The sequence below is a fragment of the Streptomyces sp. NPDC050619 genome, assembly GCF_040654815.1.
GTDB lineage: Bacteria > Actinomycetota > Actinomycetes > Streptomycetales > Streptomycetaceae > Streptomyces.
The window spans coordinates 83474-97459 of sequence record NZ_JBFAIR010000005.1 but is presented as its reverse complement, the minus strand read 5'-3'; the positions used below and the strand labels follow the sequence as shown (position 1 = coordinate 97459).

Sequence of the window (13986 nt, the reverse complement as noted above, 5' to 3'; positions counted from 1 at the left end):
CTGAAGGGGCGCTATGGCTGCCCCCGATTTTAGGAGGACCGAACCCCGTATGACCGCGCCGCACGTGTCGCTTCCCGACCACCCGACGCATCTGCCCGAGCTCGACCCCCTCCTCTCGCCGATCACCGGCTGGACCCGCGCCCACTGGGAGGCGATGGCCGACCGTCTGCTGGACGGGCTGCTGCCGTACGCCTCCCCGGGCTTCGCCCAGTACCGGCTGCCCGGGCCGCCCAGTCACTCCGGGCCCTGGTCGGACGGACTGGAGGGGTTCGCGCGCTCCTTCCTTCTCGCCGCCTTCCGGGTCGCGGGCTCGGACGGCCGGGTCGGACCCGCGCTCATCGAGCGGTACGCGGCCGGACTCGCCGCCGGTACCGACCCGCGCGGCGAGGAGCGCTGGCCGCCCATCACCGACCGGGCCCAGCCCATGGTCGAGGCCGCGTCGATCTCCATCGCGCTGCACGAGTCGCGCCGCTGGCTGTGGGACCACCTCGACGACCGGGTACGCGAGCACGTCGCGCACTGGCTGGGCGGTTTCGTCGGCGCGGACGTCAACGACTCCAACTGGCGGCTGTTCCAGGTCATCACGGAGGAGTTCCTGGCCTCCGTCGGCGCCCCGCACAGCCGCGGTGAGATCGACGCCGGGCTCGCCCGCCTGGACGACTGGTACCGGGGCGGCGGCTGGTACACCGACGGCGACGGCCGCAAGTTCGACTACTACAACGCCTGGGCCCTGCACCTGTACCCGGTCCTGTGGGCCCGCATCGCCGGACCGCGCGCCGACCCGGACACGGTGACCCGTCACCGCGACCGCCTGTCCGAGTTCCTCACCACCCACCAGCACTTCTTCGGCTCCGACGGCGCCCCCGTCCACCAGGGCCGCTCCCTCACCTACCGCTTCGGGACCACCGCCCCGCTGTGGGCCGGCGCCCTCGCCGACGCCAGCCCGCTGCCGCCCGGCCGCACCCGCCGCCTGGCCTCGGGCGCCCTGAAGCACTTCGCCGAGCGCGGCGCGCCCGACGAGCGGGGGCTGCTCAGCCTCGGCTGGTACCGGCCCTTCCTCCCCGTCACCCAGCGCTACTCGGGCCCCGCCTCCCCGTACTGGGCGAGCAAGGCCTTCCTCGGGCTGCTCCTGCCCGAGGACCACCCGGTGTGGACGGCACCCGAGGAACCCGCACCCGTCGACACGGCCGACGTCCGCCTCGCCCTGCCCGCGCCCGGGTGGCTGCTGCACTCCACCGCGGCCGACGGGATCGTACGGCTCGTCAACCACGGCAGCGACCGGCTCCCGCCCCCGCCCGCGACCGCCGACGACAGCCCCCACTACGCCCGGTTCGCCTACTCCAGCGCCGCCGCCCCGCAGACACCGCAAGCCCCGGACGCGGGCCCCGACAACCACCTCGCCCTGCTCGCCCCCGACGGCACTCCGTCCCCGCGCGGCCGCATCCATCCGCTGGGCGCGTCGGGCCGCCGGGCCGCCTCCTGGCACCGGGCGCGGGGGCGGCGCATCGAGACGGTGAGCGTGGTGCAGGGCCCCTGGGAGGTGCGGGTGCACCGCCTCGACCCGCCGTTCGGCACTCCGGTACGCGAAGGCGGCTGGGCCGTCGCCGACGACACCGCACCGCCCCTCATCCGCACCGGCCCCGGCTGGGCGCTGGCCCGCCGCACGGACGGCCTGACCAGCGCGGTCGTCGGCCTGTACGGCTGGAGCGACGCCGAGGGCACGGTCGCCAAGGCCCTCGACACCAACGCCGTCGGCCACCACTCGGCGACGCCCTACCTCGAACTGGGCGACGGAGTACCGCTGTTGGTCACCCTCGTGGTGCTCAGCGCCGACCCGGCGGTGTACGGCGACCCGCACACCCTGCGCACGGGCACGACCGCCTCGGCCGACGCCGACGGCACCGTCACGATCCGCTTCCCGGACGGCACCCTGGAGCGGGTGCCCGGGCTCAGCGACGCGCCGATGTCACCGCCTGGTCCAGAGCCTGGAGGAAGGAGTTGACCGTCGCCCGGTCCCGCACCGCCAGCCGCAGCCACTCCTCGCCCAGCCCCGGGAACGTGTCCCCGCGCCGGACCGCGAAACCGAGGTCGCGCAGGTGCCGTCGTACGGCGGCGGCCCGCGGCAGCCGTACGAGGACGAAGGGGCCCTCGGCCGGCGTCGCCACCCGCAGCCCGTCGGCGGTGAACTCCTCCAGGCCCGCGACCAGATGGGCCCGGTCGACGGCGATGCGGTGGGCCGCCCGGTTCGCCTCCGCCAGTGCCCGCGGCTCCACGCACGCCTGTGCCGCCGCCAGCGCGGGCGTGGACACCGGCCACAAGGGCTGGGCCCGCTCCAGGTCCGTGATCGTCTCCGGGGCGGCCAGCACGTACCCGATCCGCAGCCCGGCCAGCCCCCAGGTCTTGGTCAGGCTGCGCAGCACGACGAGCCCGGGCACGTCCGTCCGCCCGGCCAGCGCCTCCCGCTCGCCCGGCACCGCGTCCATGAACGCCTCGTCCACGACCAACGTCCGCCCGGGCCGGGCGAGCCGGGCGATCGTGGCGGCCGGGTGCAGCACGGACGTCGGGTTCGTCGGATTGCCGATCACCACCAGGTCCGCGTCCTCCGGTACGGCCGCCGGATCCAGCCGGAAGCCGTCCCGCGCCCGCAGCAGCACCCGGTCGACCGAGTGGCCCGCGTCCCGCAGGGCCGCCTCCGGCTCCGTGAACTGCGGGTGCACCACGACCGGCCGGAGGACCTTCAGGGCGCGCGCCAGCAGCACGAAGGCCTCCGCGGCGCCCGCCGTCAGCAGCACCCGCTGAGCCGGGAGCCCGTGCCGCGCCGCCACCGCGTCCCGCGCCGCGCGCCCGTCGGGATAGGCGGCCAGCCCGCTCAGCGACCCGGCGATCCGCTCCCGCAGCCACGCCGGGGGCGTGTCGGCGCGCACGTTCACCGCCAGGTCGACCAGTCGCGAACCGTCGTCGCGCACCTCGGCGTCCCCGTGGTGCCGCAGGTCGTGCCCCTCAGCGGGCATGGGTGTGTGCGCCATGGTGGTGTCCGTGGTGATGGTGGCCGTCGTCGTCCGGGTGGAAGTGCGGCTGCTGCGGCAGCCCCACCTTGTCCTCGAAACCGGGCAGCGCGATCCGGTACACGCACGAGTCGCAGTTCATCCGCAGATCGCCCTCGACGGCCTCCGCGTACCGCTCCATCACCAGGTCGAGCAGCTCCGGCTCCGGGCCGATCACGTCCGCGGACCGCACCTCGACGTCGGGATGCGCCGCCGCCCAGCCCTCCGTCTGCGCCCGGACCCGGTCGGGCAGGATGCCGGTGAACAGGAAGTAGGGCAGGACGACGATCCGCCGGGCGCCCAGCTTCACGCACCGGTCCAGCCCGCTCGGCACGTCCGGCGCCGCCAGCGACACGAACGCCGTCTCCACACCCGCGTACCCGCGCCCCTCCCACAGCAGCCGGGCCGCCTTGTGCACCTCGGCGTTGGCGTCCGGGTCGGTCGACCCGCGCCCCACCAGCAGCACGGTCACGTCGGCCCGGTCGGCGGGCGTGCGCACCGTCTGGCCGAGGGCCTGGTCCAGCCGCCGCTCGAGGACGGACAGCAGCGCGGGGTGCGGGCCCAGCGGACGCCCGTACGTGTACGAGATCCCGGCGTGCCGTTCCTTCTCGCGGGCCAGCGCCGCCGGGATGTCCCCCTTGGCGTGCCCGGCGGACACCAGCATCAGCGGAACGGCGGCGAAACGGCGCACCCCCCGCTCCACCAGCTCGGCCACCGCGTCGCCCAGCGGCGGCGGGGACAGCTCGATGAAGCCGCCCGCGACGGGCAGTTCGGGGTGGCGGCTGCCCAGCTCCCGTACGAAGTCGCGGAACGCCTCGGCTCCGGCGTCGTCCCGGGTGCCATGGCCGGCGATGAGCAGGGCGGGCGGCGGGGTGGTCACTGTTTCTCCTCGGATTGCGCGTCAGCTGACGAAGTGGGGTGATACAGCAGGGCGTTGAGCGCGGCGGCGGCGACCGCCGAACCGCCCTTCTCGGACACGTTGCTCACGGCGGGCAGCCCGCTCGCGCGCAACGCGGCCTTGGACTCGGCCGCGCCGACGAAACCGACGGGCAGACCGATGACGAGCGCGGGGGAGGCGTCGAGCGTCAGCAACTCCTCCAGGGCGGTCGGCGCACAGCCGATCACCCACACCGCGCCGGGCCCGACCTCCGCGTACGCCAGACGAACGGCCTGCGCTGAACGGGTCAGCCCCGGCCCGGCCTTGGCCTCCTTGAGACGGCAGACGGTCTCGCGGCGCGTGATGCCGGCGGCGACCATCTCCACATCCACGACGACGGCCGCCCCGGCGTGCAGGGCGGCATGCGCCTTCGCCAACTCGCCCTCGTCCAGGACGAGATCGCGCGCGTACTCCAGATCCGCGGCGGAGTGGATGACCCGCTCCACCACCGCCCGGGTCAGCGGCGGGAAGTGCGAGGTGTCCAGGCGGGCACGCAGCCGCCGGAAGGACTCCTCCTCGATCGGATGGACGACGCGGTTCACTTGGGCTCCTCCTGCCAGCGATAGCCGCGCGGCGTCACCATGCGCCCCGCGATCTCGCGGGTCGCCGTGTTGCCCACGGTCACGACCGTCATCATGTCGACCGTCGCCGCGTCCAGCGCGGCCAGTGTCGTCAGCCGAGCGGACTCGTCCGGCCGCGACGCGTTCCGTACGACACCGACCGGCGTGGTCGGCTCCCGGTGCCCGGCGAGGATCGCGAGGGCCTTCGGCAGCTGCCAGTCCCGGCCCCGGCTGCGCGGGTTGTAGAAGGTCACGACGATGTCGGCCTCGGCCGCCGCCCGCACCCGCCGCTCGATGACCTCCCAGGGCGTGTGGAGGTCGGAGAGGCTGATGGACACATGGTCGTGGCCCAGCGGCGCACCGAGGATCGCGGCGGCGGCCAGCGCCGCGGTGACGCCGGGCACGCCGATCACGTCGATGTCGTCGGACGCCTCGGCGAGCGCGGGGGAGGCCATGGCGTACACGCCCGCGTCCCCGCTGCCGATCAGCGCGACGGCCTGACCCTTCCGCGCCTCCTCGACGGCCGTCCGGGCCCGCTCCTCCTCGGCCCCGAGCCCCGACTCCAGGACTCGCGTGCCCGGCCGCAGCAGATCGCGGATCTGGTCGACGTACTGGTCGAGCCCGACGAGCACGGAGGCACGCTGGAGTTCGGACTTCGCGCGGGGCGTCAGCAGGTCCCGGGCGCCCGGCCCGAGCCCCACCACCGCGAGCCGCCCGCGCGCGGGACGCCGTACGACGGCACAGGTCGCCATCGCCGGACGGGAGTCCGACTTCCGCTTGGGGACGAGGAGTTCGCCGCCACGGACCAGGGCGGCGGCCTCGGCGACGGAAGGGGTGCCGACGGCGGCGAGCGGCGCGTCGGAGGGGTTCGGCACGGCCACGGCGGCCAACTCCTCGGCGGAGTAGGTCACCAGGGGCACACCGAGGCGCCCGGCCGCTTCGACGATCCCCGGCTCCCCGGCCTTGGCGTCGACGGTGGCGAGCTCGGCGATGCCGCGAACGGACAGGCCCGCATCGCCCAACGCCGTCTTGATCAGCTTCAGCACCTCGTCGACCGGGGCGCCCTTGGAGGCGCCGACGCCGACGACGAGGGACGGCGGCCGGAGCAGGACCTCACCCTCGCCGGGTGCGATCGCCCGGTCCGTCAGCCGGACGGTGTACGCACCCTCGGCGGCGAACGGCACCGGCGGCAGCGGCCACGGCACCTCGGCGTCCAGCGCGACCGGCTCCCCGTCCAGCAGGGCCCGCGTCACACCGGCGACGTCACCCTCCACGGGCAGGCCCAGGGTGTCCAGACCGGGGATCCCGACGGCATCCGTCGCCGTCGTCACCACCGGCTCGGCCCCCAGCAACTCACCCACTTCACAAGCGAGTTCATTGGCACCGCCGCCGTGCCCGCCCACCAGCGACACGGCGAACCGCCCGCCCTCGTCGACGCACACCACACCCGGATCGGACGCCTTGTCCCCGAGCAGCGGCGCGATCAGCCGCAGGACCGCCCCCGTCGCCAGAAAACACACGAGCTGCTCGCACTCCGCGAACGCCCGCCGTACGGCATCCGCGACGGGGCCGTCGTACACCCGCGTGCGGTCCGGCCACGCGGCAGCCAGCCGGTCGCGGGCAGCCGCCCCCGCCGCGGTGGCGGAAATGAGGCCGATCACTGGGCGACTCCTTCTTCGGTACGTACGTGAGGCCTGACGCCCCACAGCAGGAATACGGGATTGGTCGCCGCGAGCCGGGTCACGTCACCCGGCAGCGGCGCCAGCCGGGACGACTGCAACAGCACCCCGTCGCAGCCGAACCCGGCGTCCGCGAGCGCGGCGCGCACCGCCGGGACCCGGTCGAGCGCGGCCATGGCGACCACCACGGTCCGCCGGGCCCGCCGCGCGCAGGCGGTGACGATGCCGGGCAGCTCGCGCCCGCCGCCCCCGACGAACACGGCGTCGGGATCGTCGAGTCCGGCCAGGGCCTCGGGCGCCAGGCCGTGCACCACATGCACGTCGACGCCGTGCGCGCCGGCGTTGGCGCGGATCCGCTCGACCCCGTCCGGGGTCTTCTCGACCGCGCTGACGGCGGCGCCGAGCCGCGCGCACTCCACGGCCACGGAACCCGAGCCGGAGCCCACGTCCCAGACCAGGTCGCCGGGGCGCGGGCCGAGCCGGGCCAGGGCCAGCGCCCGCACCTCGAACTTGGTGATCATCGAGTCGCGGTGGGCGAAGTCGCCCTCGTCCAGAGCCCACCCGGCGGGCCGCTGGGCCGGCCCAGCGAGCGTCCGTACGGCGCCGGGCGCCCGCGCCTCGTCCAGGCACAGCACGACGCTCACCGCCGTACCCCAGTCGCGGGCCGCGGCCTCGGCCGGCGTCACCCGCTCCACGCGCTCCTGAGCCGAGCCCAGCGCGGACGCGACGACGAGGACCCGCTCCGGGGCGGTGCGGGCGAGCGCGGCGCCCAGCTCGGCGGGCCCGGCGCCGGGCCCGGTCAGGACGGCGACCTTCGGGTGCGCCCGGCACACATTCACGGCCGTCCGTGGATCCCGCCCGTGCGCGCTGACCACCACGGCGTCGTCCCAGGCCAGCCCGAGCCGCGCGAAGGCGGTAGCCACGGAGGACACACCGGGCAGGACAGCGAGCCGACCGGCACCGAACCGCTCGGCCAGCGCCCGCACGATCCCGAAGAACCCGGGATCCCCGGAGGCCAGCACGACCACCGGGCTCCGCTTGTCCAGATGCCGTTCGATGACGTCCAACGCGGGCGCCAACCCACCGAGGACGACCTGCTCGGCGCCCTCGGGGACCGGAGCGGCGGCCAGATGACGCCGGCCGCCCACGACGAGCCGCGCCCCGGCCAGCACCTCGGCAGGAACCGGCGCCCCCGTCCCCGTACCGACCACCGTGATCACGTGCCGGCACCCCGCGCGCGCAGGGCCTTGCGGGCCTCCGGGTCGGCCTTGCGGTACCCGTGGAAGTGACCGGGGTGGTAGAGGTGCGAGCGCGTGCCCCGCGCGTCGAGGGCCGGGCCGACGAGGAACAGGGTGTGCTTCCAGAGCTTGTGCTCCTTGACCGTCTCCTCCAGCGTCTCGATCGTGCACCGCACGACCAGCTCCTCCGGCCAGGTCGCCTGGTACGCCACGACGACCGGAGTGGAGGTCGGATATCCACCCTCCAGCAGCTCCCGCACGAGCTGACCGCTGCGGGCGGCGGACAGGAAGATCGCCATGGTGGTGCCGTGCTTGGCGAACTCCCGCACCTCCTCCCCGGGCGGCATCGGCGTCTTGCCGCCGCCGAGCCGGGTGAGCACGACGGACTGCGCGACCTCCGGGATGGTCAGCTCACGCTGCGCGAGCGCGGCGACGGCCGAGAAGGCGGAGACCCCGGGGACGATCTCCGTCTCGATGCCGATCCCGGCACACCGGTCGACCTGCTCCTGCGTACCGCCCCACAGGGCGGGGTCGCCGGAGTGGATACGGGCGACGCGCAGGCCCTCGACGGCGGCCCGCTCGTACACGGCCACCACGTCCTCCAGCGACATCGTCGCCGAGTCGAGGATCTGAGCGCCCTCGCGCGCGTGCTCGAGGACCTCCGCCTGGACCAGGCTGGCCGCCCAGATCACGACGTCGGCCTCGGCGATGGCACGCGCGGCACGGAACGTCAGCAGATCGGCGGCGCCGGGGCCGGCACCGACGAAGGTCACTTTGCCGGTGGGGGCTTCGGCCATGGGAACGGTCCTCTCTTCACGGTCGTACGAGGTCTTGCGAGGTCTCACGGGTGGTGCGAGGGAGTGCCAGGTCTTACGAGTAGTACGTGTGCCGACGCCGGATGTGCGTGACCGGGGCCTGATCGGATACGAAGGGCACATGGCGGTCCTCGTCGCGCTCGGCGCGTTCCTGATGACGCTGGCCGGCGGCTGGACGGCACTGCGCGTGACCGACCGTCGTCATCTGGTGCTGGGCCTGGCCGGTGGCCTGATGCTGGGCGTGGTCGGCCTGGACCTGCTGCCGGAGGCACTGGAGGCGGCGGGCACGGAGGTCTTCGGCGTACCGGCCGCGCTGCTGCTCTTCGTGGCCGGCTTCCTGCTGGCCCATCTGGTGGAACGTCTGCTGGCCCACCGCCAGGCCGCGCACGGCGCCGAGGAAGCCGACGGCAGGACTCCCGAGGTCGGCCTGACGACGGCGGCCGCGATGGTCGGTCACAGCGCCATGGACGGCGTGGCGATCGGCGCGGCCTTCCAAGTGGGCGGCGGCATGGGAACGGCCGTGGCCCTGGCCGTCGTCGCCCACGACTTCGCGGACGGCTTCAACACCTACACGATCACGAGCCTGTACGGGAACGCCCGCCGCAGGGCGCTCGCGATGCTGTTCGCGGACGCGGTGGCCCCCGTGGCGGGCGCGGCCTCCACGCTCTTCTTCACGATCCCGGAGGGGGTACTCGGCGGTTACCTCGGCCTCTTCGGCGGAGTGCTGCTGTATCTGGCGGCGGCCGAGATCCTCCCCGAGGCCCACCACGAACACCCCGCCCACTCGACCCTGCTGTGCACGATCGCGGGCGCCGCGTTCATCTGGCTGGTGGTGGGAGTGGCGGGCTGATCCGACGGCGGTCCGGCCGGTCACAGCTTGCCGCCCCGCCCGCCGTCGCGCGGCGGAGGCGCGATGAGCGTCGACAGGTAGGGCAGGGGAGCGCCGTCGAGGTCGGCGGCCGGCTTGACGGACTCCTCCGGCAGCCCGAGCGCCGACCCCCATACGGCGTCGTCGAGCCGCCCGCTCTCCCGCAGGGCCTCGGCCACCTCCTGCGCCTGCCGTCCGAACTTGTAGGCGACGACGGTCCCGGGCCCGTGCAGCGCGTCCTTGAGCACGGCGGCCCCCGCGGTCACGGGAACGAGCGTCAGCGGCTCGGTCCCCTCCGTCAGCACCGCACCCGACCGCGCCGCCAGATCCTGCATGGCGGTGATCCCTGGCACGGTCTCGATGACGACACCCGGTACCGACTCGACGATGGTCTGCGCGAGATAGGTGAACGTGGAGTACACGTTCGGGTCACCGATGGTCGCGAAGGCGACCGAACCGTGCTGGGTGAGCAGCTGGGCGACCCGCTCCCCGGCCGCGTCCCACGCGGCCTCCCGCCGCGCCCGGTCACTGCGCTCGTTGAGCGCGAACACCACCCGGACGACCTTCTCCTGGGACACGTAGTGCAGGACGGTGGCTTCGGCCCGCCCCCGCTCACCGCTGTCCATGACGGGTACGACGACCACGTCGGCGGCGCGCAGAGCGTTGACGCCCTTGACGGTCACCAGCTCGGGATCCCCGGGCCCCACCCCGACTCCGATCAGCCTGTTGCTCATGACGTCCGGCACCTCTCCACGAACCGACGGGCGACACCGGGCTCGGATGCCCAGTGCGTGTGCAGATAACTGGCGTGCACACCTCGCTGTACGAAACCTTCGACCCGCCGTCGCGGAGCACGCACACCCCAGGCGGGAGCGTCCCCAGAGCCGGGCTCGACGACCGTCCGGTGAAACTCGTGCCCGCGCATCCGCGTCCCGGCCACGGCGATCACGCTGTCGCTCACGGCCACGGCGTCCCGGTAGCCGAGGGTGAGCCGCTCGTCCATCCGGGCGGTCGCGTCGAGCACCCCGCACATGGGCTGCCCGTCGAGCTCACGGCACAGGTAGAGCAGCCCGGCACACTCGGCGGCGACGGGAGCGCCGCTCTCCGCGAGCGCGGCAACGGCCTTACGCAGAGGCTCATTGGCGGACAGCTCGGAGGCGTACACCTCGGGAAACCCGCCGCCGATGACCAACCCGCCCGTACCGGCGGGCAGTTGCTCATCCCGCAGAGGATCGAAGGGGACGACTTCGGCACCGGCGGCGGTGAGAAGTTCGACGTGCTCGGCATAGGAGAAGGTGAAGGCGGCACCACCGGCGACGGCGACCACCTTCCGTTCGGGGCTTGCTGTATTCAGCCTGTCCGGCGCCTTCGAACGCGGGCCCGCATCACTCAGCCCGTCCGGCGTTTGAGGACGAGGCCCCTTCAGGGCCGAAAGCGGGGGTCTGGGGGCGGCAGCCCCCAGAGACGGGACGGGAAGGGGCGGAGGGGGCGAAGAAACCAGGACCTCCCCCGCATCCCACCCCGCACAAGACAACGCCCCCGCACTACGCGCCAGCCCCACCAACCCCTCCAGATCACACCCCACCCGCACCTGCGCAGCCATCGCCGCAACAGCCTCCACCGCCGAGGAATGCCGCTCGGCAACCGGCACCAGCCCCAAATGCCGCGACGGCGTCGACACCTGCCCCACCCGCCGCAACACCCCGAGAACAGAAACCCCCGCCTGATCCAACGCCTCCCGCAACAACTCCTCATGCCGATCCGACGCGACCTTGTTCAGAATCACGCCCCCGACCCGCACCTCCGGATCCCACGAAGCGAACCCGTGCACCAGCGCCGCCACCGACCGCGACTGCGACGACGCGTCGACCACCAGCACCACCGGCGCCCGCAGCAACTTCGCCACATGAGCGGTGGACGCCAGTTCACCCTCCCCGGCGGCCCCGTCGTACAGCCCCATCACACCCTCGACCACGGCGATGTCGCACCCGCGCGACCCATGCGCGAACAACGGCCCGACCAACTCCGGCCCGCACAGATACGCGTCGAGGTTCCGCCCCACCCGCCCGGTGGCGAGCGCGTGATACCCGGGATCGATGTAGTCCGGCCCGACCTTGTGCGGCGACACGGCGAGCCCCCGCGCGGCGAACGCGGCCATCAGCCCCGTAGCGACGGTCGTCTTGCCACTCCCCGAAGAGGGCGCCGCAATGATCAACCGAGGCACAGAAGTCACCACTCGATACCCCTCTGCCCCTTCTGCCCGGCGTCCATGGGGTGCTTGACCTTGGACATGTCGGTCACCAGGTCGGCGAAGTCCACCAGCTTCTCGGGCGCGTTCCGCCCGGTGATCACGACATGCTGGGTCCCCGGCCGGTCCCGCAGCACGGAGACGACCTCATCGGTGTCGATCCATCCCCAGTGCATGGGGTAGGCGAACTCGTCCAGCACGTACAGCTGGTACGTCTCGGCAGCAAGGTCCCGCTTGACCTGCTCCCAGCCCTCCCGGGCCTTCTCCTCGTTGTCCATCTGGGAGTCCCGCTGAACCCAGGACCACCCCTCGCCCATCTTGTGCCAGGCGACGGACCCGCCCTCGCCGGAGTCCCCGAGCACCCTCAGCGCCCGCTCCTCGCCGACCTTCCACTTGGCCGACTTGACGAACTGGAACACCCCGATCGGCCACCCCTGGTTCCAGGCGCGCAGCGCGAGCCCGAACGCGGCGGTGGACTTGCCCTTGCCGACCCCGGTGTGCACGACGAGAAGCGGTCGATTCCTCCTCTGCCGTGTCGTCAGCCCGTCCTCCGGCACGACACTCGGCTGCCCCTGAGGCATTACGCGGCCCTCCTAGAAGTCCCCTGCACATTCCTGACCAGCCCGGCGATGGAGTCCGCCCGCAACTCGTCCAGCGTCACAGCCGTACCGCCCAGCTCACCCGCGAGCTGCCCAGCGAGCCCCAGCCGCACGGGCCCCGACTCACAGTCGACGACCACGGAGGCCACCCCCTCGGCGGCGAACAGCCGAGCCGCACGCCCGGCCAGCGCGACCGGCTCCGGGCCACCGGTGGCGCGCCCGTCGGTCACCACCACGACGAGCGCCCGTCGAGCCGGATCCCGCAGCCGCTCCACCCGCAGCACGTCATGGGCCTTGAGCAGCCCGGCGGCAAGCGGAGTCCGCCCCCCGGTGGGAAGCGACTCCAGCCGAACCGCCGCCGCGTCGACCGACGAGGTCGGCGGCAGCGCGAGATCTGCGGCCGACCCCCGGAAGGTCACCAGCCCCACCTTGTCCCGCCGCTGATAAGCGTCAAGAAGCAGCGACAGCACAGCCCCCTTCACGGCACTCATCCGCTGCCGGGCCGCCATGGAGCCGGAGGCATCGACCACGAACAGCACGAGATTCCCCTCGCGCCCTTCCCTGGTCGCCTGCCGCAGATCGTCCCGCCGCACGATCAGCCCCCGCCCGGACCGTCCCCGCGCCCGCTGATGCGGCGCCGCCGCCTGGACGGTCGCCGCCAGGTGCAGCTTGGTCAGCGCCCCTTGGGGCCGCCGTGCCCCGGTCGTACGTCCGTGCTCGGTCCGCGCCCGCGAACGCCGCCCGGCAGCACCCTCACCGAGACCGGGCACGCTCAGCACCTTCGTACGGAAGGGCTCCGAGGCCCGCGCCGGCTGCTGCTCACCCGAGCCACCGCCGGAAGGCTGCGGCTCGCCGCCCTCCCCGGCCTCGGGCTGCGCACCGGAGTCACCTTCCTGAGGTTCCTGGGGACCGTCCTCCGACGGCGGCTGCCCACCGCCCCCACCGGGCCCGTCGGGATCCGGATCCTCGTCGCCGGACCCGCCCCCGAACTCCTCGAGCGTCTCGTCGAGCTTGTCCTCGTCAAGTCCCGGCGCGTCAAAGGGGTTACGGCGCCTCCGGTGCGGCAGCGCGAGCAGCGCGGCCTGCCGCACGTCCTCCGCGAGCACCTCGGTCCGCCCGGCCCACGCGGCCAGTGCGGTGGCCGTCCGCGCCATCACGATGTCGGCCCGCATCCCGTCCACCTCGAACGCCGCACAGGTCGCCGCGATCTGCCGCAGCGCCCCGTCCCCGAGCCGCACCGACGGCAACAGCTCCCGCGCGGCCACGATCCGCGCCCGTACGGCGGACTCCTCGTCCGCCCACCGCGCCGCGAACCCGTCGGGATCGTCGTCGTACGCGAGCCGCCTGCGTACGACCTCGACCCGCTGATCGGGCTCCCGCGAGGCCGCGACCTCGACGGTCAGCCCGAAACGGTCGAGGAGCTGTGGCCGCAGTTCGCCCTCTTCGGGGTTCATGGTGCCGACGAGCAGGAAGCGGGCGGCATGCCGTACGGAGACGCCTTCGCGTTCGACGTAGGAGGCACCCATGGCGGCGGCGTCCAGCAAGAGGTCGACCAAGTGGTCGTGGAGGAGGTTGACCTCGTCGACGTACAGGATTCCCCGGTGCGCCGAGGCGAGCAGCCCCGGCTCGAAGGCCTTCACGCCCTCGGACAGGGCCCGCTCGATGTCGAGGGCACCGACGAGCCGGTCCTCGGATGCGCCGACGGGGAGTTCGACCATGCGCGCGGGCCGCGACCCGCCGGTACTGGCCTCGTGCGGTCCGTCGGGACACGCCGGGTCGGGTGCGGCGGGGTCGCACGAGAACCGGCACCCGGCGACGACGTCGACCTCGGGCATGAGCGCCGAAAGGGCACGTACGGCCGTGCTCTTCGCGGTGCCCTTCTCACCGCGCACGAGAACGCCGCCGACTCGCGAGGAAACCGCGTTGAGCAACAGAGCGAGCCGCAGGTCGTCCTGGCCGACGACGGCCGTGAACGGGAACGGGGTACTCATGCCGCGA

Annotated in this window: 12 protein-coding genes; 2 read left to right on the top strand and 10 right to left on the bottom strand. The window is 73.7% G+C overall.

The window, feature by feature from the left end:
• Positions 1–49: 49 nt before the first annotated feature.
• Positions 50–2002 carry a DUF2264 domain-containing protein gene (locus tag AB0I77_RS11210; protein WP_363282181.1) on the top strand — a complete coding sequence of 651 codons (1953 nt, stop codon included), beginning with the start codon at positions 50–52 and terminating at the stop codon, positions 2000–2002.
• Here the strand turns inward: AB0I77_RS11210 and cobC are convergent.
• From cobC to cobM, 6 genes are read right to left on the bottom strand one after another with little or no spacing between them, the layout of a single operon-like run.
• Entirely contained in the window at positions 1950–3026 is a 1077-nt protein-coding gene (cobC, locus tag AB0I77_RS11205; RefSeq protein WP_363282180.1) for an Rv2231c family pyridoxal phosphate-dependent protein CobC, read from the bottom strand. The genes AB0I77_RS11210 and cobC overlap by 53 nt on opposite strands.
• On the bottom strand, positions 3001–3924 hold the full coding sequence (locus tag AB0I77_RS11200; protein WP_363282179.1) for a sirohydrochlorin chelatase: 924 nt from the start codon (positions 3922–3924) through the stop codon (positions 3001–3003). The genes cobC and AB0I77_RS11200 overlap by 26 nt, the downstream gene beginning before the upstream one ends.
• Complete coding sequence (locus tag AB0I77_RS11195) at positions 3921–4523, bottom strand: precorrin-8X methylmutase (RefSeq protein ID WP_363282178.1); 603 nt, start codon at positions 4521–4523, stop codon at positions 3921–3923. The genes AB0I77_RS11200 and AB0I77_RS11195 overlap by 4 nt, the downstream gene beginning before the upstream one ends.
• Positions 4520–6202 (bottom strand): precorrin-3B C(17)-methyltransferase, encoded by a 1683-nt coding sequence (cobJ, locus tag AB0I77_RS11190; RefSeq protein ID WP_363282177.1) that lies wholly within the window; start codon positions 6200–6202, stop codon positions 4520–4522. The genes AB0I77_RS11195 and cobJ overlap by 4 nt, the downstream gene beginning before the upstream one ends.
• Positions 6199–7440 carry a precorrin-6y C5,15-methyltransferase (decarboxylating) subunit CbiE gene (gene cbiE, locus AB0I77_RS11185; RefSeq protein ID WP_363282176.1) on the bottom strand — a complete coding sequence of 414 codons (1242 nt, stop codon included), beginning with the start codon at positions 7438–7440 and terminating at the stop codon, positions 6199–6201. Before cbiE ends, cobJ begins: the two co-directional genes overlap by 4 nt.
• Positions 7437–8255: a precorrin-4 C(11)-methyltransferase gene (gene cobM, locus AB0I77_RS11180; protein WP_363282175.1), complete on the bottom strand. Its 819-nt coding sequence runs from the start codon at positions 8253–8255 to the stop codon at positions 7437–7439. The genes cbiE and cobM overlap by 4 nt, the downstream gene beginning before the upstream one ends.
• A 139-nt stretch (positions 8256–8394) precedes the next feature.
• Between cobM and AB0I77_RS11175 the strand changes: the two genes are divergently transcribed.
• On the top strand, positions 8395–9123 hold the full coding sequence (locus AB0I77_RS11175; RefSeq protein WP_363282174.1) for a ZIP family metal transporter: 729 nt from the start codon (positions 8395–8397) through the stop codon (positions 9121–9123).
• A 20-nt stretch (positions 9124–9143) separates the two neighbouring features.
• On the opposite strand, the gene cobI is transcribed toward AB0I77_RS11175, so the two are convergent.
• The 4 genes from cobI to AB0I77_RS11155 are packed head-to-tail and all read right to left on the bottom strand — an operon-like array spanning position 9144 to position 13979.
• Positions 9144–9875 (bottom strand): precorrin-2 C(20)-methyltransferase, encoded by a 732-nt coding sequence (gene cobI, locus AB0I77_RS11170; RefSeq protein ID WP_363282173.1) that lies wholly within the window; start codon positions 9873–9875, stop codon positions 9144–9146.
• The gene (locus AB0I77_RS11165) at positions 9872–11377 is read right to left on the bottom strand and encodes a cobyrinate a,c-diamide synthase (RefSeq protein WP_363282172.1); all 1506 of its coding nucleotides are present in this window, start codon (positions 11375–11377) and stop codon (positions 9872–9874) included. Before AB0I77_RS11165 ends, cobI begins: the two co-directional genes overlap by 4 nt.
• Positions 11371–11970 carry a cob(I)yrinic acid a,c-diamide adenosyltransferase gene (gene cobO / locus AB0I77_RS11160; RefSeq protein ID WP_363282171.1) on the bottom strand — a complete coding sequence of 200 codons (600 nt, stop codon included), beginning with the start codon at positions 11968–11970 and terminating at the stop codon, positions 11371–11373. The genes AB0I77_RS11165 and cobO overlap by 7 nt, the downstream gene beginning before the upstream one ends.
• Entirely contained in the window at positions 11970–13979 is a 2010-nt protein-coding gene (locus AB0I77_RS11155) for a putative cobaltochelatase (protein WP_363282170.1), read from the bottom strand. Before AB0I77_RS11155 ends, cobO begins: the two co-directional genes overlap by 1 nt.
• Between the last annotated feature and the right edge of the window lie 7 nt (positions 13980–13986).